At 67.0% G+C, this 23,412-nt stretch carries 23 protein-coding genes; 14 read left to right on the top strand and 9 right to left on the bottom strand.

Going from position 1 to position 23,412, the window contains the following annotated elements:
* Positions 1 to 3: 3 nt before the first annotated feature.
* Genes AC1RHV_RS06555 through AC1RHV_RS06540 form a run of 4 tightly spaced genes read left to right on the top strand, consistent with a single transcriptional unit; the run spans position 4 to position 3,720 of the window.
* Positions 4 to 954 carry a siderophore ABC transporter substrate-binding protein gene (locus tag AC1RHV_RS06555; protein ID WP_082401124.1) on the top strand — a complete coding sequence of 317 codons (951 nt, stop codon included), beginning with the start codon at positions 4 to 6 and terminating at the stop codon, positions 952 to 954.
* Positions 955 to 987: 33 nt separating this feature from the next.
* Complete coding sequence (locus AC1RHV_RS06550; protein WP_306652846.1) at positions 988 to 1,980, top strand: ABC transporter permease; 993 nt, start codon at positions 988 to 990, stop codon at positions 1,978 to 1,980.
* The gene (locus AC1RHV_RS06545) at positions 1,973 to 2,959 is read left to right on the top strand and encodes an iron chelate uptake ABC transporter family permease subunit (RefSeq protein ID WP_175162182.1); all 987 of its coding nucleotides are present in this window, start codon (positions 1,973 to 1,975) and stop codon (positions 2,957 to 2,959) included. The genes AC1RHV_RS06550 and AC1RHV_RS06545 overlap by 8 nt, the downstream gene beginning before the upstream one ends.
* Entirely contained in the window at positions 2,956 to 3,720 is a 765-nt protein-coding gene (locus AC1RHV_RS06540; protein ID WP_119451240.1) for an iron ABC transporter ATP-binding protein, read from the top strand. Before AC1RHV_RS06545 ends, AC1RHV_RS06540 begins: the two co-directional genes overlap by 4 nt.
* Here the strand turns inward: AC1RHV_RS06540 and AC1RHV_RS06535 are convergent.
* From AC1RHV_RS06535 to AC1RHV_RS06525, 3 genes are all read right to left on the bottom strand, one after another.
* Positions 3,717 to 5,831 carry a 5'-nucleotidase C-terminal domain-containing protein gene (locus tag AC1RHV_RS06535; RefSeq protein WP_492300148.1) on the bottom strand — a complete coding sequence of 705 codons (2,115 nt, stop codon included), beginning with the start codon at positions 5,829 to 5,831 and terminating at the stop codon, positions 3,717 to 3,719. The genes AC1RHV_RS06540 and AC1RHV_RS06535 overlap by 4 nt on opposite strands.
* An 86-nt stretch (positions 5,832 to 5,917) precedes the next feature.
* Positions 5,918 to 6,736, bottom strand: coding sequence for a hydroxyethylthiazole kinase (gene thiM, locus AC1RHV_RS06530; protein ID WP_492300147.1), 819 nt, complete (start codon positions 6,734 to 6,736; stop codon positions 5,918 to 5,920).
* Positions 6,737 to 6,751: 15 nt separating this feature from the next.
* Entirely contained in the window at positions 6,752 to 7,483 is a 732-nt protein-coding gene (locus AC1RHV_RS06525) for a GntR family transcriptional regulator (protein ID WP_054456177.1), read from the bottom strand.
* Positions 7,484 to 7,699: 216 nt separating this feature from the next.
* Here AC1RHV_RS06525 and AC1RHV_RS06520 point away from each other — a divergent pair, with 216 nt between their 5' ends.
* The 9 genes from AC1RHV_RS06520 (at position 7,700) to AC1RHV_RS06480 (ending at position 15,575) form a co-directional block, all read left to right on the top strand.
* Positions 7,700 to 8,569 carry a fumarylacetoacetate hydrolase family protein gene (locus AC1RHV_RS06520; protein WP_492300146.1) on the top strand — a complete coding sequence of 290 codons (870 nt, stop codon included), beginning with the start codon at positions 7,700 to 7,702 and terminating at the stop codon, positions 8,567 to 8,569.
* On the top strand, positions 8,562 to 9,560 hold the full coding sequence (locus AC1RHV_RS06515; RefSeq protein ID WP_054456180.1) for an ornithine cyclodeaminase family protein: 999 nt from the start codon (positions 8,562 to 8,564) through the stop codon (positions 9,558 to 9,560). Before AC1RHV_RS06520 ends, AC1RHV_RS06515 begins: the two co-directional genes overlap by 8 nt.
* Before the next feature lie 59 nt (positions 9,561 to 9,619).
* Positions 9,620 to 10,720, top strand: coding sequence for a cupin domain-containing protein (locus AC1RHV_RS06510; RefSeq protein WP_054456182.1), 1,101 nt, complete (start codon positions 9,620 to 9,622; stop codon positions 10,718 to 10,720).
* A 35-nt stretch (positions 10,721 to 10,755) separates the two neighbouring features.
* A complete protein-coding gene (locus AC1RHV_RS06505) occupies positions 10,756 to 11,247 on the top strand; it encodes an aromatic-ring-hydroxylating dioxygenase subunit beta (RefSeq protein ID WP_054456184.1) in 492 nt (163 codons plus the stop codon).
* Between the two features lie 22 nt (positions 11,248 to 11,269).
* Positions 11,270 to 12,538: an aromatic ring-hydroxylating dioxygenase subunit alpha gene (locus tag AC1RHV_RS06500; RefSeq protein WP_175162201.1), complete on the top strand. Its 1,269-nt coding sequence runs from the start codon at positions 11,270 to 11,272 to the stop codon at positions 12,536 to 12,538.
* Between the two features lie 2 nt (positions 12,539 to 12,540).
* Positions 12,541 to 12,861 (top strand): non-heme iron oxygenase ferredoxin subunit, encoded by a 321-nt coding sequence (locus AC1RHV_RS06495; protein WP_492300145.1) that lies wholly within the window; start codon positions 12,541 to 12,543, stop codon positions 12,859 to 12,861.
* Positions 12,858 to 14,081, top strand: a complete 1,224-nt coding sequence (locus tag AC1RHV_RS06490) for an NAD(P)/FAD-dependent oxidoreductase (protein WP_492300144.1) — start codon at positions 12,858 to 12,860, stop codon at positions 14,079 to 14,081. The genes AC1RHV_RS06495 and AC1RHV_RS06490 overlap by 4 nt, the downstream gene beginning before the upstream one ends.
* An 8-nt stretch (positions 14,082 to 14,089) precedes the next feature.
* On the top strand, positions 14,090 to 14,509 hold the full coding sequence (locus tag AC1RHV_RS06485; protein ID WP_054456194.1) for a nuclear transport factor 2 family protein: 420 nt from the start codon (positions 14,090 to 14,092) through the stop codon (positions 14,507 to 14,509).
* Positions 14,510 to 14,621: 112 nt separating this feature from the next.
* Complete coding sequence (locus AC1RHV_RS06480) at positions 14,622 to 15,575, top strand: Bug family tripartite tricarboxylate transporter substrate binding protein (RefSeq protein WP_119451245.1); 954 nt, start codon at positions 14,622 to 14,624, stop codon at positions 15,573 to 15,575.
* Positions 15,576 to 15,641: 66 nt separating this feature from the next.
* Here AC1RHV_RS06480 and AC1RHV_RS06475 read toward each other — a convergent pair whose 3' ends face one another.
* From AC1RHV_RS06475 to AC1RHV_RS06455, 5 genes are all read right to left on the bottom strand, one after another.
* Positions 15,642 to 16,511, bottom strand: coding sequence for an ABC transporter ATP-binding protein (locus AC1RHV_RS06475; RefSeq protein WP_125470670.1), 870 nt, complete (start codon positions 16,509 to 16,511; stop codon positions 15,642 to 15,644).
* A 15-nt stretch (positions 16,512 to 16,526) separates the two neighbouring features.
* Complete coding sequence (locus AC1RHV_RS06470) at positions 16,527 to 17,336, bottom strand: ABC transporter permease (protein ID WP_054456200.1); 810 nt, start codon at positions 17,334 to 17,336, stop codon at positions 16,527 to 16,529.
* Positions 17,333 to 18,196 carry an ABC transporter permease gene (locus AC1RHV_RS06465; RefSeq protein ID WP_306652835.1) on the bottom strand — a complete coding sequence of 288 codons (864 nt, stop codon included), beginning with the start codon at positions 18,194 to 18,196 and terminating at the stop codon, positions 17,333 to 17,335. Before AC1RHV_RS06465 ends, AC1RHV_RS06470 begins: the two co-directional genes overlap by 4 nt.
* A 9-nt stretch (positions 18,197 to 18,205) precedes the next feature.
* Positions 18,206 to 19,315, bottom strand: coding sequence for an ABC transporter substrate-binding protein (locus AC1RHV_RS06460; RefSeq protein WP_492300142.1), 1,110 nt, complete (start codon positions 19,313 to 19,315; stop codon positions 18,206 to 18,208).
* A 117-nt stretch (positions 19,316 to 19,432) separates the two neighbouring features.
* The gene (locus tag AC1RHV_RS06455) at positions 19,433 to 20,956 is read right to left on the bottom strand and encodes an amidohydrolase family protein (RefSeq protein WP_054456203.1); all 1,524 of its coding nucleotides are present in this window, start codon (positions 20,954 to 20,956) and stop codon (positions 19,433 to 19,435) included.
* Positions 20,957 to 21,247: 291 nt separating this feature from the next.
* Between AC1RHV_RS06455 and AC1RHV_RS06450 the strand changes: the two genes are divergently transcribed.
* Positions 21,248 to 22,108, top strand: a complete 861-nt coding sequence (locus tag AC1RHV_RS06450; RefSeq protein WP_313389598.1) for a DUF2272 domain-containing protein — start codon at positions 21,248 to 21,250, stop codon at positions 22,106 to 22,108.
* A 23-nt stretch (positions 22,109 to 22,131) separates the two neighbouring features.
* On the opposite strand, the gene AC1RHV_RS06445 is transcribed toward AC1RHV_RS06450, so the two are convergent.
* A complete protein-coding gene (locus AC1RHV_RS06445) occupies positions 22,132 to 23,346 on the bottom strand; it encodes a benzoate/H(+) symporter BenE family transporter (protein WP_492300141.1) in 1,215 nt (404 codons plus the stop codon).
* Positions 23,347 to 23,412: the final 66 nt, after the last annotated feature.

Raw genomic sequence — 23,412 nt, 5'->3', positions numbered from 1 at the left:
CGCATGAAGAAGCAAATGCAGGCAGGCCGCGTCCGGCGTTGGGCGATGCAGGCCGGGGCCGCGCTGGTCCTGGGCGCCGCCACGGCGGTATGCGCCGCGCAGGCGACGGTGCCGGTGAAGCACGCGCGCGGCGAAACCGCCGTGCCGGCCAACCCGGCGAAGACAGTGGTGATGGACCTGGCCGTGCTGGACACCCTGCATGCGCTGGACGTGAACGTGGCGGGCGTGCCGACGGTGGCCAAGTGGCCGCCGCAGCTCAGCCAGTATGCCGATCAGCGCTACCTGAAGGTGGGGTCGATGTTCGAGCCCAACTACGAGGTGATCCACGCCGCCGCGCCGCAACTCATCTTCGTCGCGGGCCGCTCCGCGCCCAAGTACGACGAGCTCGCCAAGCTGGCGCCCACCGTGGACCTGACGGTCAACGCGAAGGACCTGGTCGGCAGCGTGACGCGCAACACCGAAACGCTGGCCGCCATCTACGGCAAGCAGGATGTCGCCAAGACCAAGCTCGACGCCCTGCGCGCTTCGATCGCGGACCTGAACGGCAAGGCGGCCAACGCCGGCACCGCGCTGATCGTGCTGACCACTGGCGGCAAGATGAGCGCCTACGGTCCGGGTTCGCGCTTCGGCGTGATCCACGACGCCTTCGGCATCAAGCCGGCGACGACGGGGCTGAGCGTGTCGAACCACGGCCAGGCGATCTCGTTCGAGTTCATCGCCCAGACCGACCCCGACTGGCTGTTCGTGATCGACCGCGACGCCGCCATCGGCCGTGAAGGCGTGTCGGCCCAGCGCATGCTGGACAACGAGCTGGTGCGTCCGACCAAGGCCTGGAAGAACAAGCGCGTGGTTTACCTGAACGGCTACAACTGGTACCTGCTGGGCAGCGCGGGCTTGACCGCCATGCAGCAGAACGTGGACGAGATCGCGGCCGCGCTGGCCGCGGGCAAGTAAAGCCTGATGCGTGAGCGGCGGGAGTAATCGCGGGTGAGTTGGCGGCAGTCGATAGGCGGTTGGGGCGGGCTGGCGGCGGCAGTGGGCTTGCTCCTGGCCCTGTGCGCGGCCAGCGTCAGCCTGGGCGCGGGGCAGCTCAGCCTGTCCGCGCTGTGGGGCAATGGCGACGAGGCCGAGCGCGCCTGGCGCCTGCTGATGGTCAGCCGCATTCCCCGCACGCTGGCCTTGCTGCTGGCCGGCATGTCGCTGGCGGTGGCGGGGCTCATCATGCAGATGCTGGTGCGCAACCGCTACGTCGAACCCACCACGGCCGGCACCGTGGAGTCCGCCACACTGGGCATACTCGCGGTCACGCTGCTGGCGCCGGATACGCCCGTGATCGGCAAGATGCTGACGGCCACGGGCTTTGCGCTGGCGGGCACCCTGCTGTTCCTGGCGCTGCTCAAGCGCGTACCGCTGCGCACGCCCTTCATCGTGCCGCTGATCGGCCTGATCCTGGGCGGGGTGATCCACGCCGCCACCACCTTCGTCGCCTACCGCTACGACCTGCTGCAGTCGCTGCACGCCTGGACCACGGGCGATTTTTCCGGCGTGCTGCGGGGACGATATGAACTGCTATGGATAGGCTTCGGCCTGGCCTGCGCGGCTTACGCGGCGGCCGATCGCTACACCGTGGCCGGCATGGGCCGCGAGTTCGCCGCCAACCTGGGCTTGAACCATGCGCGGCTGACGCTGGCCGGACTGCTGATCGTGTCGGCGATTTCGGCCGTGGTGGTGGTGACGGCGGGCGGCATACCCTTTCTGGGCCTGATCGTGCCCAACGCCGTCAGCCTGGTGCTGGGCGACAACATGCGTCGCTCCATTCCCTGGGTGGCGGTGCTGGGCGGCGTGTTCGTGCTGGCCTGCGACGTCATCGGCAGGCTGGTGATCCATCCCTACGAGATTCCCATCGGCACTGTGGTCGGCGTGCTGGGCAGCATCCTGTTCCTGTGGCTGTTGCGCACGCGGAGGAACCGGCTTGGCTGAACTCGCCATCTCCGCGCCGGCGCCGGTCCGTGCGCCGCAAACCTGGCGTCTGTGGCTGCTGGGCGCTCTTGCGCTGACCTGCGCCATCGCCTTCATGACGCTGGGCGCCAACGGCCAGTGGTCCTTCGTGATTCCGTTCCGCGGCGCCAAGCTGGCGGCGATGCTGCTGGTGGCCTATGCCGTGGCGGTGTCGTCGGTGCTGTTCCAGACGATCACCCACAACCGCATCCTGACGCCGGCCATCATGGGCTTTGACGCCCTGTACCTGCTGATACAGGCCGTGGTGGTGTTCGGCTTCGGCCAGGCGGCCACGGCCGCCAGCCATCCGGTGGCCGCCTTCCTGCTGGAGGTCGGCGCCATGACGGCGTTCGCCTGCCTGCTGTTCCGCTGGCTGTTTTCGGACGCGGTGCGCAGCCTGCACCTGATGATGCTGGTGGGCATCATCTTCGGCCTGTTGTTTCGCAGCCTGTCCAACTTCGTGGTGCGGCTGATCGACCCCAATGAATTCCTGGTGTTGCAGGACCGCATGTTCGCCAGCTTCAATACCGTGCGCGTGGGTTTGCTGCCGATCGCGCTGGCCGCGGTGTGCGCGGCGTCGCTGCTGGTGTGGCGCATGCGGCGTCGCTACGACGTGCTGGCGCTGGGCCGCGACATTGCGGTGAACCTGGGCGTGGACTATCGCCGCACGCTGATGCTGACGCTGGCCGCCATCGCGGTGCTGGTGTCGGTGTCCACCGCGCTGGTGGGGCCGGTGACATTCTTCGGCCTGCTGGTCAGCAACCTGGCCTATCAGGCCATGGGGTCCGACCGGCACCGCCACACGGTTCCAGCGGCCGTGCTGCTGAGCGTGATCTTCCTGGTGGGCGGCCAGACGCTGCTTGAACGCGTGCTGGGCCTGAATACCACCGTCAGCGTGGTGATCGAATTCCTGGGCGGGCTGATGTTCCTCGTCCTGATCCTGCGCAGGGGGCGCCGATGATAGAGATCCAGCAAGTCAGCAAGCAGTACGGCGACAGCGTGGTGGTCGACGACGTCAGCCTGTCGCTGCCCGCGGGGGGCGTGACGGCCATCATCGGTCCCAATGGCGCGGGCAAGTCCACGCTGCTGTCCATGGTCAGCCGGCTGCTGCCGATGTCGGCGGGCCGCGTGCTGGTCGAGGGGCTGGACGTGACCCGCGCCGACAGCCGCGAACTGGCGCGCCGCCTGGCCATCCTGCGGCAGGACAATCACCTGCCGCTGCGGCTGACGGCGAGGGATCTGGTCGCGTTCGGCCGCTATCCGCACACGGGCGGCCGCCTGACGCTGGACGACAAGGCCCACATCGACCGCGCCATCGCCTACCTGAACCTGGAGCCGCTGGCCGACCGCTACCTGGACGAGATGTCGGGCGGGCAGCGCCAGCGCGCCTTCGTGGCGATGGTGCTGTGCCAGGACACGCGCTACGTCCTGCTGGACGAACCCCTGAACAGCCTGGACATGAAGCACGCCGTCGCCATGATGGGCACCTTGCGGCGCGCGGCGGACGAGCTGGGCAAGACGGTGGTGCTGGTGCTGCACGACATCAACTTCGCGTCCACATACGCGGACCGCATCGTGGCGATGCGGGCAGGGCGCATCGCGCATCAGGGGACTCCGGCCGAACTGGTCCGGCCGGAGGTCCTGAGCGAACTTTACGAGCTGCCGATCGAGGTGCACGAGATCGGCGGCCGGCGCATCTGCGTGTACTACCGCCAGCCTTAGCGGCTGAGGTCCACCGCGTAGCGCGACAACTGGGTCACGGAGTCGGGCGTGGCGTCGTGCACCGTGACGTTGTCCACGCCATGCGCCGCGGCCATGGCCAGGGTGCCCGGCACCGACGAAAACACCACCGGACCGGCCAGGGCGCCCACCCGCGCAAAGCGCCAGCTGCGGTCCAGGCCGTAGGTCGCCAGATCCAGGTCCGGGTGCTTCCTGATGTAGCTGATCAGCACGTCGCGGCTGGCGTCCGGGGCTTGCAGCACGATGTCTCCCTTGCCGCCGGCCAGGCCGGGGAAGTCGCCGCCGCCGCTGGCGCGGTAGTTGTTCGTGACCACCAGGAACTGCGCGGCGGGGTCTAGCGGCGCGCCCTGGTACGTCAGCTTCGTGATGCGCGAGCCCTTGGGGCGGGTGACGTCGATTTCATACCGCAGGGCATTGCCCGCGGCATACAGCACGTCGAAGTTGAAGGTCGGGAAGCCCGTGTCGATCAGGTCCTGCGGCGCGACCTGGCCCGGGTCGATCTGCCTGAACTGCTCGGCAGTCTTCTCCAGCCACTGGCGCACGATGTCGCCGCTGACCCGCACCACTTGCAAGGTGTTCGGGTACAGGTAGAGATCGGCGGCGTTATTGATGGCGATGTTGCCCTGCTTTACGTAGGTGAAGTCGCCCGGACCGTTGCGTCCGCCCTTGAAGGGCGCAGCCGCCGACAGGATGGGCAGGGCGGCGTATGACGGCTTGTTTTTGGCGATGTAGTCCGTCAGGTAATCGATCTGCGCCATGTTGACGATCTGCAGCGCTGACACGTCGCCCGCCAGCGCGTAATAGGTCGCCATGTCGAACCGGCTCTGGCCGATGGGCGTTTTGACATAGGAAATGGTGGCGGCGTGTTCAGCCTGCACCAGCTGTTGCACGGCGGCATCGGGTTCGACGTAGGTCGCGGGCGTGGCGCCGTTCTGCGCGGTCAGGCGCGTGGAGATGCGCTGCACGCGCGTGGCGTCCTTCTGCACCTGCCAGCCTTTGTCATAGGCAAGCTTGAGCGTGATCTGGCCGAGGTTGTTGCCCCATTGGCCGGCCTGCACCGCCGGCACGCCGTTGATCAGGCCTTTCTCCAGATTTATGCCGGGCTGGCCCGCGAATTGCGACTTGGCATTGGTGTCGGGGAACAGCAGGTGCTGGTGGCCGGTGATCAGCGCATCGATACCGGCCACCTGGCTCAGGTAGCCGGCGCCGTTCTCCATGGCCGGGCTGTACTCGGTGAGCATGTCGATGCCGCCATGCGCCAATGCCACCACCAGGTCCGCGCCGGCCGCGCGCATTTCCGGCACGTAGCGCTGCGCCGATTCCTTCCAGCCGGCGACTTCCACGTGGCCTTCCAGATTGGCCTTGTCCCATTGCAGGATGGGCGGGGGCGCAAAGCCGATCACGCCGACTTTCAGCGCGACCTCGATCTGCTTGCCGTTGGGGTCGGTGGCCTTGAAGGTCTTGTTCAGCAGGACCCAGGGCTTGAAGATGGGCTGTTTGCTGGCGGCGGACACCACGTTGGCGGAGACGAAGGGAAAGCCCGGCGCCGCGCAGTCCTTGGCGCCGGCGGAATTGGTCTGCGCCGTGCCCTTGCCGATGCCGGCCAGCCCGAAGTCCGCATTCGTGACTTGCGACAGGAAGGGCAGGCCGTAGTTGAACTCGTGGTTGCCCAGCGTGGCCGCGTCATAGGCCAGCAGCTTCATCTGCTTGTAAATCGCCAGCATGTCGCTGCATTGCACCGGCGCCACCAGCGCCTGGTAATCGGACAGGGCCGTGCCCTGGATGGTGTCGCCGTTGTCGAACAGCAGGGTGTTGGCGTTCTCTTTGCGGGCATTGGCGATCAGCGTGGCCGTGCGGTCCACGCCGTAGCTTTTGTCCTCGGCCAGCTTGTAGTAGTCGTAGCCCAGCACGTTGGCATGCAGGTCGGTGGTGCCGAGGATGGCCACGTCCAGCGTGGAACCCTGGGGCACGCTCGCCTGCGGCGGCGTCTGCGGCGCGTCATCGTCGTCATCATCGCCGCCACAGGCGGCCAGGCCCGCCAGCAGCGCGGCGCTGGCGGACATCGCAAGGATCTTTCCTAGATTCGGCTTCACCGTCTTTCCTCCGGGTTTGAAGGAAAGAAATTCTGGGGACAGTGTGTGACCCGCCCGTGACATGAGCGGATGCCGCGGTGTCCCGCCTAGCGCAGCGGCGATTCGCCGCTGAGGTCGTCCGCATCCAAAGCCGCCAGCGCATCCAGGAAGCGCCACGCGAAAGATCCGGGTCCTTCCGCCTGTGCGCCGGCGCGCCGCCCCGCGATGGCGAAGCACGACAGGGCGGCGACTGCCGCGGAAAACGGGTCAGTCCTGGATACTGCGGCGCAGGCGCCTACGGCCGCCGTCAGCGCGCAGCCGGTGGCTGTGACGCGCGGCATCAAGGGCGAGCCGCCCACGATGCGGACGGCGCGCGTGCCGTCCGTGACGTAGTCGGTCTCGCCCGTCACTGCCACAACGGTTCCGCGGTGGGCGGCGATGGCATGCGCGGACTGCTCCGCCTGCGAGACCGCGTCGCGCGAGTCCACGCCCTTGCTGGCGCTTTGGCCGCCGGCCAGCGCGATGATCTCCGAGGCATTGCCGCGAATGATGGCGGGCCGCAAGTCCAGCAGGCGCTGCACAGCGTCGCGGCGGAATGCGGTGGCATGGTGCGCCACCGGATCCAGCACCCAAGGTATGCCGGCTTCGTTGGCCGAGGCGGCGGTCAGCAGCATGCTGTCCAGCCAGGGCGAGGACAGGGTGCCGATGTTGATCACGACCGCGCCGCAGACGCGCGCGAACTCGGGCGCTTCCTCTTGCGCGTGCACCATGGCGGGCGAGGCGCCCATGGCCAGCAGCACGTTGGCCGCGGTGTTCATGGAAACGAAATTGGTCAGGCACTGCACCAGCGGCGCGTCGCGGCGCAGGGCGGCGACCAGGTCGCGCGAGATCAGCGCCTGGGTGGAAAGGTCACGAATGGATTGCATGCCGTAGGGTCCTGTTTATGCGCTGACGTCCGACAGTCCAGGCTGCGCGGGCAGGGCGCCGCGCAGCGATTCCAGCAGCACGCGCTTGTTTTCGCGGCTGCGGTAGGCGTGTTCGCGCATCAGGTTTTCGGCGCGCACGGCCTCGCGGCGCGTGATTGCGCGCAGCAGGTCTTCGTGGTCCGCCTGCGCGCGCAGCACGAAGGGCGTTTCAAGCAACGACGGCGTGGACGGCAGGGTCAGCGCGGCCGGGCCGGCCAGGGGCGTCTTGTTGTTGTGTTCCAGCGCCGACAGGAGCGCGCGGTTGCCCGCGGCTTCGCACAGGATCTCGTGAAAGCGCCGATTGATTTGGCCCCAGGCGCGCGCGTCCACGGTGGTGTTGGGATCGCGACGGGCCGGCGCCAGCAGGGCGCGTCCTTCGTCCACCGCCTGCGACAAGCGGTCCAGCACGTCCTGCGAGGCGCCGCGCTCGGCCAGCAGGCGGGCGGCCATGCCTTCGAGCACGCCGCGCACGTCCACCGCGTCGCCGATCTCATCCACCGTGAAGGCGCGCACCCGGAAACCGCGCGAAGGCAGCCGCTCCAGCAGGCCTTCCTTTTCCAGCTCGGTCAGCGCAATGCGCAACGGGGTGCGCGATACGCCCAGGCGCGCTGAAAACTGCAACTCGACCACGCGTTCTCCGGGCTGGAGGACGCCCGAAAGCACCATGTCCCGGAGTTCGGAAATGACTTTATCGATTTGTGCGGCCATAGAGAGGTGCGGGCTGGTTCCGGTCTGTGAGGGCTTTCAGTGTACCGTCAAAATTGCATGCAATAGTCAAGAAAAAAACCTTTATGACCTTGCGATTTATCAAAATTGCATGCAATAATTCGGAAAAACAGCGATTCAAGTGCGGTTGAAGCGATAAATGCATGCAAAGAAATCCGTCAATGCATGCTATGCGCCGCCGCAAGCACAGGAGACAACATGAAGCTCGTCAGCTTCGTTCAGGCAGGCCGCAGCGCCTGGGGCGCGGTGCGCGGCGCCGAAGTCGTGGCGCTGACTCAGGTCTGGCCCGACATGGTCGAGGCGCTGGAGGCAGGGGTGGAACAGATCGCGCGCGCCGCAGAGACGGCCGGCCAGCCCTGTATGCCCTTGGCCGGGCTGCGTCTGCTGCCCCCGGTCGTGGCGCCGCGCAAGATTCTCTGCGTGGGCCTGAACTACGGCCGCCATGTGGCCGAGGCCGGACGTGAACTGCCGGCGCACCCCTCGCTGTTCGCGCGCTTTGCGGACAGCTTCGTCGGTCACGGCGAGGCGGTATGGAAGCCGCGCGCCTCCGATCGTTTCGATTACGAGGCCGAACTGGCCGTGGTGATCGGCAAAGGCGGCCGCCATATCGCCGCCAAGGACGCCCTTGCTCATGTGGCTGGCTACACCTGCATGGCCGAGAACTCCGTGCGCGATTTCCAGAAGCACAACGCACAGGTGACGCCGGGCAAGAATTTCGAACGTAGCGGCGCGCTCGGCCCCTGGCTGGTCACCGCCGACGAGATCGGCGACCCGGCAGGCCTGGAAGTCATTTCCCGCCTCAATGGCGAGCTCATGCAGCACGGCCAGGTGTCCGACCTGATCTTCCCCATTCCTGAGCTGATCGCCTACATCAGCAGCTTCACCCGCCTGTCGCCGGGCGACGTGATCGCCACCGGCACGCCCGAGGGCGTGGGCTCCAGCCGCAAGCCGCCGCGCTTTATGCGCGCCGGCGACACGCTGGAAGTGGAGATCCCCGGCATCGGAACACTGCTCAACACGGTGGCGGACGAGCCCGCCGCCGACGAACAAGGAGACGCGCATGTCTGATGCGCTGCGGTACCTGACGGAACGGGACGTGGTCTCGGTCCTGGATATTCCCAAGGCGATCGAAGCCCTGCATGCCATGCTGGTCGCGCAAGGGCGCGAACAGGCGCGCAACCTGCCCAAGGCGCTGGCGACCTGGGGCGACGGCAGCTCGATGCATGCATTGGGTTCGGTGCAGACCGGCGCCGGCGGCTACGCGGGTTTCAAGACCTGGGTCCATACCAAGAGCGGCGGAGGCTCGCTGTTCAGCCTGTTCGACGCCGAGTCGGGATTCCTGCGCGCCGTAATCGAGGCGCGCGCGCTGGGCATGCTGCGCACCGCGGCGATCAGCGGAGTCGCCACGCGCGCGCTGGCGCCGGCCGACGCCGCCTGTGCCGCGCTGATTGGCACTGGTCCGCAGGCCGTCACCCAATTGGCCGCGCTGGCCGCCGTGCGCGACCTGCGCCGCGTGCGCGTCTACAGCCCCACGCCCGAGAAGCGCCGCGCCTTTGTCGCCAGCGTGCAAGGCAAGTATCGATTCGAAGTCGAGGAAGCGGCCAGCCTGGAACAGGCGCTGGCCGGCGCGGAGATCGTCACCTTGATCACGCGCGCCGTCGAGCCTTTCGTGGATGCGGCCATGCTGGCCGACTGCAGGCACCTGAACGCCGTCGGCGCGATCCTGCCGGCCAAGGCCGAATTCGCGCAGGACGTGTTCGAACGCGCGGACCGCGTGGTGGTGGACGACCTGGAGAACGCCCGCCGCGGTTCGCGTGAACTGCGCGAACGCTTTGGCGCGGACGGCGCGCCGTGGCAGGGCGTGGCGGTGCTGAGCGACTTGCTCGCCGCCGGCGAGGGCCGCCCGCAAGGCGCGCGGCTGACGATCTTCAAGGGCATGGGCATGGGCCTGTCCGACCTGGCGATGGCGCGCGTCGTGTACGAGCACGCCCGCGACCACGGCCTGGGCGTGGCGCTGCCGCCCCAGACCCGCGAGAACCTGCTGCTGGCGCAGCCCTGATACCGAATTCGCATAACCGTACAGCCGGCGCAGGGCGCCGGCGGCAAGAGGAGACATACATGTTCGTAGACGTCAGCGGCGCCAGTCCGCGGGAACAAAACAAATGGCCGTCCATCGTCATCCCCAAGGAGGATATCGATCTCGAGATCGCGCGCCTGACCGACGCGCCCCGGCCGGACAACGGCCGCCGCGCCTCCCTCATCGTGCACCCGGAAGCCACGGCGCCGGGCCTGGGCCTGGCCCCGGGAACGGACGTCACCATCAACGTGGTCAATCCGGGCGAAAGCACCTTCAACCTGCGCAAGAACTCCAACATGCTGGAGATCTGTATCAGCGGCGAGGGCGTGGCCACGGTGGCCGGGCGTGACATCCGCGTCGGGCATTGGGACGTCTGGAACACCCCCGCCATGCAGGTGCATTCCTATCGCAACGAGGGCAAGACGCCCTGGGTGCGCCTGTCGTATTCCAACGCGCCGCTCTTGGAAAAGCTGGAGATCCACTACGTCGAGGAGTTCGAGGGCAGCGTGCCGCCGGCCGATGCCAACACCAAGCCGGTGCCGCCGCGCGCGCCCGACGCGGCCCGTTCGCGCGACCTGGCGCTGCGCGAGCAGATCACGCCCGAGGGCGCCTGGCTGCTGGGCTATGAATGGCTGATCGACATCGACGTGCTGGAATCCAAGGCGCTGCATTGGCCCTGGGCCGCGGTGTCGCGCCAATTGCCCAGCGTCGAGGACATGGCGCGCGGCTACAACGGCCGTCGCCTGTTCGTGCTGTACAACCCGGCGACGGAACGCCGCATCGGCACCACGCACAGCTTCTTCGCGACGATTTCCTCGTCGCCGCCGGACAACCACCATGTGCCGCACCGCCACAGCTCGTCGGCCATCAACTACTACCTGCGCGGCAACGGCTACAGCAAGGTCAACGGCACGCGGCTGGACTGGAAGGCGGGCGACCTGATCCTGTCGGCGCCGGGCTGGGCCATGCACTCGCATCACTCGGGCACGGAAACCACCTCCGCGCTGACGGTGCAGGACCATCCGCTGCAGATCGCCATGGAGTCGCTGATCTGGCAGGAGCGCATGCAGGAACCCATCCTGGCGCTGGGCAGCCAGAGCGGTTTCGAGAGTAACCGCGCGCAGCTGGCCGCGGCCCGATAGGACGCGATTTCCTAGAACCGATACCTGGATCCGCAATGACCATGACCGAGCTTTCCGATACCCCGTCGCTGCGCGCGCGCCTGCGGGACTTCTATGACGATTACGCCTACTGCCTGGACGAAGACCGGCTGGAGGACTGGCCAGCATTTTTCACCGAAGACTGCCATTACCGGGTGCTGTCGCGGGAGAACCATGACGCCGGCTTGCCCCTGGGCCTGATCTATTGCATGAACAAGAACATGGTGCGTGACCGCGTTACGGCCTTGCGCGAAACCACCATGTTCGAGCCGCGTTCGCTGCGTCACTTCATCAGCGGCGTGCGCGTCCTGGAAGTGCAGGGCGACCACATCGTGGCGCAGGCCAACTTCGCCGTGATGGAGTCGCTGTCCGACCGCGAGCCCACCTTGAACATGGTGGGCCGCTATCTGGACGTGGTGCGCGTAACGCCCGAGGGCCTGGCTTTCAGCCGCCGCGATTGCGTGTACGACAACTACCGTGTGCGCACCTCGCTCATCGTTCCCATCTGAATCCGCCCCGAGGATACCCATCATGACCTGTACCCACACCACCGCGCCAGAGGCTCCGGCGGCGGCTCCCATCCATATCGAGCGCCGCTGGCCCAAGGAAGGCTATACGCGCATCCCCAACTGGGTCTACACCGATCCCGCCATCTTCAAGAAGGAGATGGACGTTTTCTTCGGAGGCAAGACCTGGAACTACGTGGGCCTGGAATGCGAAGTGCCCGAGGTCGGCTGCTACAAGCGCAACTGGATCGGCGACCGCCCCGTGGTCATGGTCCGCAACGCGGAAGGCGAGATCAACGTGTTGGAAAACCGCTGCGCGCACCGCGGCGCGCAGATCTGCTGGCAGAACACCGGCAAGGTCGAGGACTTCACCTGCCCGTACCACCAGTGGAACTATGACCTGAACGGCAATCTGCAGGGCGTGCCGTTTCGCCGGGGCGCCATGGGCAAGGGCGGCATGCCGCGCGACTTCGATCCCAAGCAGAACGGTATCCGCAAGCTGCGCAGCGTGAATCGCGGCGGCTCGATCTGGGCCACCTTCGCCGAGGACGCGCCCAGCTTCGAGGACTATTGCGGTCCGGAAGTGCTGGCGGAAATCGACCACATGCTGCCGGGCAAGCCGCTCAAGCTGCTGGGCTACAGCCGCCAGCTGATCCCCAGCAACTGGAAGATGTACCTGGAGAACCTGAAGGATCCGTACCACGCCACGCTGCTGCACACCTTCTACATCACCTTCGGCCTGTGGCGCGCGGACTCCAAGTCCGAATGCATCCCCACCGGCGGCGGCGCGCACAGCGTGATGGTGTCGCACAACGAGGGCAAGAAGAAGACCGAGGCCACCACGGAAATGAGCCGTTTCCGCGACGACCTCGAATTGCTGGACCTGGAAACCGTGACGCCGCGCGCCGAGTTCAACCGCGGCCGCGTCGGCGGCGCGTGGGTGTTCCCGGCCGCGCAGTTCGGCATCCAGGCCAACTCGCTCAAGACCCGCCACGTCATTCCGCGCAGCCCGACCGAGCACGAACTGGTGTTCACCTATTACGGCTACGAAGACGACGACGAGGAGATGACCCGCCTGCGCCTGAAGCACGCCAACCTGCTGGGTCCGGCCGGCTTCGTGTCGATGGACGACAGCGAAATGCTGAACCAGGTGCAGATCGGCGTCACCGGCTATCCGGAAGAGCGCGGCATCATCGAGATGGGCGGCCGCGATACCGAGCCCGCCGACTACATGGTGACCGAGGTGCTGATCCGGTCCTTCTACGATTACTACCGCAAGGCGATGGGGCTGTGAGCATGGATACCTGGAAACCCGTGGCGATGGTGTCGGACATTTCCCCCGATACCGGCACCCTGCGCGTGGTGCATGAAGGCGAGGGCATCTGCCTCTACAACCTGCAGGGCGATATTTGCGCCACGCAGGACCGCTGTCCGCACGGCAACGCCAGCCTGGCCGACGGCTACCTGGAAGACGGCACCATCGAATGTCCGCTGCACCAGGGCGTCTTCGACATCCGCACCGGCAAGCCGCAATGCCCGCCGGTCACGACGGACCTGCGCCGCTACGAGGTGCGGGTGGAGTCGGGCACGGTCTACCTGAAGGCGGAAGCCGCATGAACTCCGGCGCCATCGTGGTGGTCGGCGCGGGTCAGGCCGGCGGCTGGGCCGCGACGACCTTGCGCGAACGCGGCTACGAAGGCCGCATCGTGCTGCTGGGCGATGAGCCCCACGCGCCATACGAACGCCCGCCCTTGAGCAAGGCGGTGCTGGGCGGCCAGGCCGTGCCCGAAAGCACCGAGCTGTTTTCGGCCGAGCGGCTGGCGGCGCTGCGCATCGAGTTCCAGCCGGGCGTGGCGGCGACGCGGCTGCGCGTGGCCGACAGGCAGGTGGATACCTCGGACGGCGGCAGCATCGCCTACGACAAGCTGATCCTGTGCATGGGCGGCAGGCCGGTAGTCCCCGCGCTGCGCGGCGTAAACGGTCCCGGCGTGCACGTGCTGCGCACCCGCTGCGACGCGCTGCGCCTGCGCGCCAGCCTCGGCCCGGGCCGCCGCCTGGTCGTGGTCGGGGGCGGCTGGATCGGGCTGGAAGTGGCGGCGACGGCGCGCCAGTCCGGCAGCGCCGTGACCGTGCTGGAGCAGGGGGCGCGGTTGTGCGCCCGCAGCGTGCAGCCTGCGGTGTCGGCGCACCTGGCCGCGCTGCATGCCGCCCATGGCGTGGACTTGCGCTTGAACACCGGCCTGCGCGCGGTGCTGGCGCAGGCGGACGGCCGCCCCGTGGCGGAACTTGCCGACGGCACGCGTCTGGATGCGGACGCCATCGTGCTGGGCGTGGGCCTGCGGGCCAATGACGAACTGGCGCGTGATGCCGGCCTGGCCTGCGAACGCGGCGTGCTGGTCGACGAGTATTGCAGGACCTCTGCCCCGGACGTCTATGCGGCAGGGGACGTCGCGGTGCTGACGGCCGAGGACGGCCATGCGCGCATGGAATCGTGGCAGAACGCGCAGGACCAGGGCACGGCAGCCGCGCTGTCAGCCTTGGGCCTGGGCGAACCTTATGCGCCGACCGGCGCCGTCTGGTCGGAGCAATACGACGCCATGGTGCAGATCGTCGGATTCCCGGGCCTGGCCCGCAGCGAAGTGCTGCGGCCGCAGGCAGGGGAGCGCGCCTTGCTGTCGGTGGCGCTGGACGCCAGCGGCCGCGCCGTGGCTGGCGTATCGGTGGATGCGGCGCGCGATTTCCGCCAGCTGCGCAAATGGATCGCGCAGCGCGCGGCCCTGGACCCGGCGTTGCTCGAGCGGCCCGACGTGCCGCTGGCCAGCGCCCAGATCGGATGAGGATTGCAATGGAAAACCCGATTTTGCCCATGCTGGCCAAGACGGCCTGCGAATCCGTGGTGCTGGAGTTCTTCCACGCCCTGGACACGCGGCGTCACGAGGCCGCGGCCGCGCTGATGGCCGAGGACGGCGTCTGGCAACGGCAGGGACGCCGGCTTGCCGGCCGCCAGGAAGTCCTGCAAGCCCTGAATGCCCGCGCGCCCGAGCGCAGCACCTGCCATGTCATCACCAATCTGCGGCTGGTCGAGCTGGCCGGCGCGCGCGCCACCGTCGGCTACTTCCTGACCGCCTACGAAAGCGTGCCCCATGAACAGGGTGGCGCGCCGCGCCTGGTGGCCATCCGCGAATGCCAGGACGTGCTGGTGGAGACGGACGCCGGCTGGCGGCTGGCCGACAAGAGCAGCCGCCGTCATCTTCCGCCCGAATGACGGGCCTCGAATCGATACCAACCCACGCGTCCGGACCATTCAAAAAGCAGCGGACGCGTACCGTAAATACCTCAGGAGACAAACCGTGAAACCCTCAAGAATCTTGCATTGCATGCTGGCGGCCGCCTGTGCCGCCGTCGTGTCCGGCGCCCAGGCGCAGCAGGCCGACTGGCCGAACCATCCGATCACGCTGGTGGTGCCGTTCGCGGCCGGCGGCGGCGGCGACACGCTGGCGCGCCTGGTCGCGGAGCCGCTGTCGCGCGAACTCGGGCAGTCCATCATCGTCGAGAACCGCCCCGGCGCGGGCGGCAATATCGGCACCTCGATCGCGGCGCGCGCCAAGCCCGACGGCTATACGCTGTCATACGGCACCAACGGCACCCAGGCCACCAATCACTGGCTGTACAAGTCGCCGGGCTATGCGCCGTCGGACTTCGAGCCGATTTCGCGCTTTACCGTCATTGCGGCGGCGCTGGTGGTCAATGCCACGGACGAGCGCTTCAAGACCCTGCCGCAGCTGCTGGCCTACGCCAAGGCTAATCCGGGCGAACTGACCTGCGGTTCCGCCGGCAATGGCACGTCCTCGCACCTGGCCTGTGAATTGTTGAACCAGATGGCCGGCACCAAGGTCATGCACATTCCCTACAAGGGCGGCGGCGCGGCCATGACCGATCTGCTGGGCGGGCGTATCTCGTTCATGATCGACGTGATGCCCAACGTGTCGGGCCAGATCGCGGCGGGCAAGCTGCGGGCGCTGGGCGTGACGACGCCGGACCGCGTGGCCTCCAATCCGGACATTCCCACGATCAGCGAAGCGGGCCTGAAGGGCTATGAGTTCTTTGCCTGGGACGGCCTGTACGCGCCCAAGGGCACGCCGGCCGCCGTGCTGGACAAGCTCAACGCCGCGGTCAACCGCGCGCTGCAACAGCCGGAAGTCCGCAAGATGCTGGAGTCTCGGGGCGCGATTCCTGCGCCCACGTCGCGCCAGGCGCTGGCGGAGTTCGGCGCGGAAGAGTATGCGCGGCTGGGGAAGGTCGTGAAGGTGGCGGGCGCGTCGATCGATTGAGCGGCTGACGCCTGAACCAACCAAGCCGGCGGCGCGTGCCGCCGGCTTGCTTTTCTGCGCAAGCAGCTACCAGGCCATGCGCAAGCGTCCCAACGCGGGCAATGCTCCCACTGTCGCCGCCAGGCCGCCAGGCGGCGGCTGTTCTTCATGGCGGGTCACGCGCCCGTCCGGATCGAGAAAATCGCTCAGCACGTCGTCGCGCAGGCGGATGAAGCGCGGATCGCTGCGGTTGCGCGGATGCGGCAGATCGACGTCAACGATGCGGCGGATGCGCCCCGGGCGCGGCTGCATCACCACCACGCGGTCGCCCAGGAACACGGCTTCCTCCACATCGTGGGTGACCAGCACCATGGTGATCTGCTCCTGCTGCCAGATGCGCTGCAACTCGTTCTGCAGCCGGGACCGCGTCAACGCGTCCAGGGCGCCCAGCGGCTCATCCAGCAGCAGCACGCGCGGACGGTTGACCAGGCCGCGCGCGATCGCCACGCGCTGCGCCATGCCGCCCGAGATCTGATGCGGGTAGGACTTCTCGAAACCCTGCAAGCCGACCAGCGCGATGTGCTCGGCCACCAGCTCGCGCTTTTCTGCCTTCGAAAGCGGCGCGTTGCGCAGCGCCGCCGCGATGTTGCGTTCCACGTTCAGCCACGGAAACAGGCGATGGTCCTGGAATACGATGCCGCGGTCCAGGCCTGCGCCGCGCACCGGGGCGCCGTCCAGCAGGATCTGGCCGGAGTACTCGCCGTCCAGCCCCAGGATCAGGCGCAGCAGCGTGGACTTGCCGCAGCCGCTGGCGCCCACGATGCTGACGAAATGCCCGGCGGGCACGTCGAGGTTGATGTCCTGCAGGACCTGCAGCGCTTCTGCGCCGTCGCCCGGGCCGGCATAGCGCTTGCCCACGCCGCGAATGTTCAATTCCTTGCCGAAGATGCTCGTCATTCCTTTCCTGCTCCATCAGGCGGCGCCGTAGCGGTGCCGCGCCAGCCTGCGCTCCAGCGCGCGGGCCAAGGCGTTCATGGACCAGCCCACCAGGCCGATCACGAACATGCCGAAGATCACCAGGTCCATCTGGAAGTGTTCGCTGCCTTCGATCAAGGTGTTGCCGATGCCGTGGCCGGCCACCAGCAGATACTCCGCGCCTATCGTCGCCAGCCAGGAGTAGATCAGCGCCAGGTATACCCCGGTGAAGATCGAAGGCGCGGCCGCTGGCAGGACCACATGCAGCAGCGTCTGCCAGCGCGAATAGCCGAACACGCGGGCCACTTCCAGCAGCGCCGTGGGGGTGCTGCGTATGCCGTCGCAGGTATTGACGACCACGGGCACCAGGGCGGCAAGCGACAGGAACGTCACTTTGGCCACGTCGCCCAGGCCGAACCAGACCGAGATCAGCGGGATCCAGGCAAACAGCGAGATCTGCTTGAAAGTGTTGAAGCTGGGACCCACGATGCGGTTGAACAAGGGCAGCAGGCCCAGCAGCGCACCCAGTATCAGGCCGAGCGCGGTGCCTATCGCGAATCCGGTGAATTCCCGCGCCAGGCTGGCGCTCAGCGCGCGCCATAGACGGCCTGAGGAGATCTGGCTGGCCGCCGTCTCCAGCACCTTGCCCGGCGACACCAGCAGCGGCGTGGATACCCAGTCCAGCCGCGCCAGCGCCCACCAGGCCAGGATGGCGGCGGCGGGCAGCACCAGGCCGCGCCAGCGCGCGCGCAACCAGGCGCCTCCGCGTCGGACCACGGGAAGCGTGGAGATGGACGCCGCGCTCATGCCCGCGCTCCCGTGGATGCCGCGCCCAGGCGGGTGGCAGCCTGGCCGCCGCCCGCGCGGGCTTCGACCAGGTCCAGCAGCTTGTCGATGGCGTAGCCGATGGCGCCCACCACGATCACCGCCGCCATCACCAGGTCCAGCTGGAACAGCTGCCGGCCGTAGACAATCAGGTAGCCCAGACCTTCGCTGGACGCGACCAGCTCCACCACCACCAGCGACAGCCAGGCCTTGGTGAAGCCCAGCCGCAAGCCGGTGAAGAGCGTGGGCAGGGCGTGGGGCAGCACGACTTCCAGCACCTGCTGGCGGCGCGTGTAGCCGTAGACGCGGGCCACTTCCAGCAGGCTGGCGGGCGTTTGCCGGAATCCCTGCAAGGTGTTCAGCGTTACCGGCACCAGCGCGGCCTTGGCGATCAGGATGTACTTCAATGGCTCGCCTATGCCCACCAGCAGCAGCACGAAGGGCAGCCACGCCAGGACCGGGATCTGCACCAGCGCGTTGAAGGTGGGCAGGATGTAGGCTTCCAGCGGACGCCACAATCCCATCGCGGCGCCCAGCGCCAGGCCCAGCACGCTGCCGGCTGCGAAACCCACCAGCACGCGCTGCATGCTGGCCTGCACATTCAGCCAGAGGTCGCCGCTGCTGTAGAGGTCCTGCAAGGTAAGCCAGACGAAGTGGGGCGAGGGCAGCACCTGCGGCGAGATCCAACCCTGCGACGCGCCCAGCTGCCAAAGCGCGAGCAGCGCCAGCGGCAGCAGCCAGGGCAGCAAGCGGCTGCCGGCGTTGCGCAGCAGCGCGGCAGGCGCCAGGCGAGCGCCGCGGTGCGCGGACGCAAGCGGGGCGCTCAGTGTGTTCCCGGACATGGCGGCTCCTTATCGCGCGGCGGCGGCGCTGGCCTGGCGCTCGCTGGCGGCAGGCTGGCCTTGCGCATTGAACGCGGTCCAGCGGGCGGCAAGATTTGCCTTTTGCAGCGCGGCATTGAGGTAGCGGGGTTCGAACCAGCCATCTACGCTCACGGGACGGCGGATCAGCTTCAGTTTCAGCGCGTCGTCCGCCACGGCCTGGTAGCGCGCTGCGAGGAACTCGTCCAGCAGCGGCGAATTGCGCACGGCCAGCACTTCGCCGTCGAACTCCGCCTGCCAGGACGCGTAAGGCGTGCCGCTGCGCGCCCAGATCTTGAAGAGCGCGTCCCGGTTCTGCTCGTCCGAAGACCATTGCGCCGCACGCACGAACACGTCGACCACGCGTTGCACGGCTTCGGGGTTCTCCTTTTCGAAATCCTCGCGCACCAGCAGGGATGCCTGGCGCGTGAACGAGGGGTCCTGACCCTTGGTTGAGTAGATGATGCGCGCCAGCCCTTGGTCGCGCAGCTTGAAGTACTCATAGCCGCCGAACGCCGCATCCACGCCGTTGGAGACCAGCGCCGCCTGCGCGCTGCCGGTGTCGAGGTTCACACCCTTGATGTCGCGTTCGGTCAGCTGGCGCGAGGCCAGCACGTTGATGGCGACCAGATGGCCGTTGGTGCCGCGGAAGATCGAGACCTTGCGGTCCTTCAGGTCTTCCAGCGATTGCAGCGCGGAGTCCTTGGGCGTGGAGACGTACAGGTTGTTGCGCACGCCGCTGCCCAGCAGGATGCGGGTCTTCAGCCCGTTGGAGCGGCCTACCACCGACGGCAGGTCGCCCTGGTAGGCGAAATCGATCTGCTTGTTCGAGAGCGCTTCGTTGACCGCGGGGCCCGCACCCTTGAAGAACAACCATTGCACTTCGGTGCCGGTGCCTTTGAAGGCCTCTTCCAGCCAGTTGTTGGCGCGCGCCACGCCGCCTGGCGAGCCGCCCCAGGTGATGGGGTCGCCGCCGCCGGCGGTCGCCACGCCGATGCGGACCACGTCGGGCGCGGCCAGGGAGGCGAGGCTGACAGCGCACAAGGCAACGCCCAGCATCAGGCGTGAGATCAGGCTGAGGGGGGATGGCAGGGTGCGCATGGTTGTTCCGTATATCGATGATGAAAGACAGGTCCGGGCGGGCAAGCGCCGGCCGCGGACAGGGCCAGGCGCCCGCCGGCATGTGCCGGCGGGCGGGATTGCAGGTATGCGATAAGGTCAGGCCGCGCGCTTTTCTGCGTGCGCCTGCAGCTTCTGCTCGATGCGCGTGCCCTTGAAGAACTCGGGGTTCGCCTGGGTGTAGAAGCGGTAGGGGTTGTCGAACACCAGGGCCTTGAAATCGGCCGCGGAGATCACGCCGTCTTCCACCAGGTCCCAGCTTTCGGCCAGCGGCTCGGTCAGGTCCGGCACATCCCAATGGCCGACGTCGGACGACCAGATCGCGTTGAGCTTGGTGTTCAGGGGATTGGCGCGGTCGTTGAAGGCCGCGCCTATGGTTCGGTCGTCGGCCTCCGATCCGAAGTAGAAGCTGTCGACCCAGCGTTTGCGGATATCCTCGACGCTCTCGATGCCGGCCGCGGCGAAGTCGTCGAGCTCGTCGCCTTGCGGTTCCCGGCTGTGGTGCAGCGCCGAGATGCCCAGGCTGTCGCGCAGCAAGGTGTCCTTGTTGAGCTCGCGTCCGTTGAGCAGGCTGGCGCCATAGCGTTCGAACAGGTCGGCCAGCAGCTCCACGTCCGCGTTGGCCGGGTTGTACTGCTGCACGGCGTTGCGATTGCGCTTTTCCCAGCGGTCCACCAGGTGCGCGTATACGTGCGCGCCCCAGTCCGCGCCGCCTTCCAGCAAGGCCACGCGCAGGTTCGGAAAGCGCCGCGTCACGCCGCCGAAGAAGAGCGCCTTGGCGAAGGCCTGGGAACCGTCGGCGAAGTGGCCGATATGGTTGAACATGTAGTTGCTGATGGAGTGGCGCCCGGTCCAGCCCTGGCTGCCGTAGTGGGTGGCCAGCGGCACGCCCAGCTCCACCGCCTTGGCCCAGAACGGATCGTAGTCGTACTCGCTGTCCAGGCCGAAGAAATCCACGTAGGACGCATGGCGCGCGATCTCCGGGAATTCAGCGGGCGGATACTTGTCGGCGATGGCCTTGATCGGTCGCCGCACGCCGCCAGGGATATTGGCCACCTTCAATCCCAGCGTCTTGACCGCGAATTCGAGTTCCTCGATGGCTTCCTGCGGCGTATTCAGCGGAATGCCCGCCACGGGCGTCAGGCGGTCGCTGTACTTGCGGTACTGGTCAGCATGGAAGTGGTTGATGGCGCGATGCAGCGGCTGACGGTACTCGTCGCCAGCGCCCAGCGGCGCCAGCACGTCGTTGGGGAACAGGATGGAGTAGTCCGAACCCTGTTCCTCCAGGCGCTCGTACAGCAGCTCGGGCAGCGTGACGGTCGCCAGGTCCAGGGTATTGCGCGTGACGCGCGCCCACCAGGGCGAGCGCAGCGTGCGGTTGCGCTGCCGTTCTTCCGGGGTCTGCTGGTACCAGTCCTTGCCCTGGGACTTGGTGGCAAAGCGCGAGCCCTGCGTCTTGCGCAGCACGTCCACCAGCTTGGAGCCGCCATAGTGCTGGATGTAGTCCTCCAGCACGGGCGCGTAGTCGTTGACGTGTACGTCGGTATCGATCACGGGATAGTCCAGCTTCGCCTTGATTGCGGCGGAGCGGGAAGCCTGGGTACGGTGCAGCCGGTCGTTCATGCGGGTCTCCGAGAGTGAAACGGACGCGGCGCCTTGCGGATTCGGCAAGGCCGGCGCGGACAGGTCACAGTACGGGAGATGACCGCCCGGCCAAACGACCGATTCGCAATTTCCAACTAAGTGATGTGCTTATGGCATTTGGGGAGACTCTTGGAATTCCGGCATCCCCATATCTTGTGCGGATGGTATCTGCGGCTGCGCCTCTCATGCGACCGGAGGAGGGCTTGTCGGAACGTTATCGCGTACTGTCGGGTCACGCAGCCAATGTCCGAGCAGATCGGGGAGCGTCTCATGAAGCGTTTCGTCAGTGTCGAAGCCGTCAACCTGCGGTCCATTCCCAGTACCGAGAACAACACGCCTATCGGTAGCCTGACCCTGGGCCAGGAGGTGGACGATCTGGGAGGCGCACCCGCGGGGTGGCACCATGTTCGGACGAAAATGGGCGGCCTGACCGTCGAAGGCTATTCGGTCGATGGCCTGGCGGATTCGAAATTCAAGTGGGCCCCCACTGCCAAGCAGCCAACGCTGCGGCCACTCGATACTCCGGCTCGCGAGGCGCTCGTGGCAGCGGCAGTGGAACAGTGGCTACGATTCGACAAAGGGCGGGGAAAGGAGACCGTCGAACCCTATAGCACTTACATCCACGAGATGTGGAAGGCGCTGAAAAGGAATCTGACCGGAAAGGACACCGGCTATCCCTGGTCGGCCGCCGCCATTTCCCTCATGGTGAGCAATGCGGCGAAGACCATCCCTGAGTTCCAGGCATTCAAGCGGTCCGTCGGTCACGCGGCCTATATGTGGGATGCCATCAGGAAGCGGGCGAGCGAGGACCGGTCCGCGCCGTTTTGGGGCGTACGCATAACGGAAGAAAAGCCGCAGGTCGGCGACATCATCGGCAGTTGGCGGGACAAGCCCTACACGTTCGATCAATATCTCGCAGCCTCAAAGAATCCGGAAGCTCCCAGCCATTCCGACATCATCGTGGCGGTAGGCACCGAGGTTGCGTTGGCCATAGGGGGCAACGTCAGCCAGTCGGTCTTCGTCACCGGGTATCAGCTGACGGCCGATGGCAACATCGCGAAGAACCAACGTTTCCTCAAGGGAAAACTGGTCGGAGAAGCTATCGTCCTGATGAAGAACCGAATTGATTGAGGGGCGCTGTTGCGCAGGCGATCTCAAGCCGCCGACTGCTTCGCAAAGTCCCCGCGCTCCAGGATGAAGCTGGTCGCCACGCCGAACACCACGCCCCAGAAGGGCGCGCCGATGCCCAGCAGCGGCAGGCCGCCCAGCGTCACCAGGAAGGCAACCAGGGCGCCCAGCGTGAAGTGCTGGCGGAACGCGGTGTGGAATGCGCCTTGCAGGATGCGCAAGAGCGCCAGTCCCGCCAGCGTGGCGACAAAGGCCGCGGGCGTGGCCAGCAGCGCCTGCGTGACCAGCGGGGAGAACAGCCCGAACACGATCACCATCACCCCGAGGAAGACCGCGGCCAGCCAGTGCCGCGACGCGTTGGCGCCGGAGGCGATGATGGCATTCGACGGCCCGGCCAGACAGGTGGAGACGCAGCCCAGGCAGGCGGTCAGCGCCGAGAACACGCCACAGGCATTGGTGATGGCGTTGACCGGCGGGCGGTGCAGCGAGTTGCGCAGCACGGCAATGCCTTGCGCGTTCTGCGCCGCGATCACGGTCACGGCCAGCGGCAACACCAGTTCGAACGCGGCGCCCCAAGAGAATACCGGGGCGTAGAACTGCGGGCTTGCCAGCGAGGTCGCGAACGTCACATGTTCCAGCGCGGGCGTCCTGCCCGTGAACGCCAGCGTGCATACGCCGGCGATGAGCGCGCCGATGATGGGCGAGAGCCGCTTTTGCACCGCGGGGAACAACGAGACCGCGAAGAAGGTCGCGGTCATGGCGCCAGCCAGCCACGGATCGGAGGCGAATGATCGGATCCAGTCCAGCGCGAAGCTCAGAAAAACGCCCGCGACCATCCCCATGACGATGGGCATGGGGATGCGGTCCATGATGGCGCCGACCCAGCCGGTCAGCCCCAGTACCAGCATCAGCGCGGCGGTCAGCAAATAGGCGCCGACGACCTCGGCAAAGGGCAGGTGTTGCAGGGCGCTGGCGACCAGCACCGCGCCCGGGATGGTCCACAGGAAGGCGAGCGGCTGCCGGTAAATGGCGGACATCACGATGGTAAGGATGCCGTTGAGCACGAAGGCCGCAAAGATCCAGGAGGCGAGGGTGGCCTGGCTGAGTCCCCCTTTCACGCCCGCGCTCAGGATGATCGCTACCGGCGCGGACGCGGAAAACAGGAAAGCGACGAAAGCGTTGGTCAGCTCAGTCGCCGGGAACGAGGACGAGGCGGCTGGGATCGTTTCTGGAGGGGCCATGGACTTATCTCATTAATGAGTGAAGCATTTTGCCGAGCACCGAAACAATACAGGAAATATCGCGTG

The organism is Achromobacter sp. GW823-FHT04E03, assembly GCF_058796095.1.
Note: the sequence above shows the minus strand (reverse complement) of the source record. Positions and strands in the feature narration are given on the sequence as shown.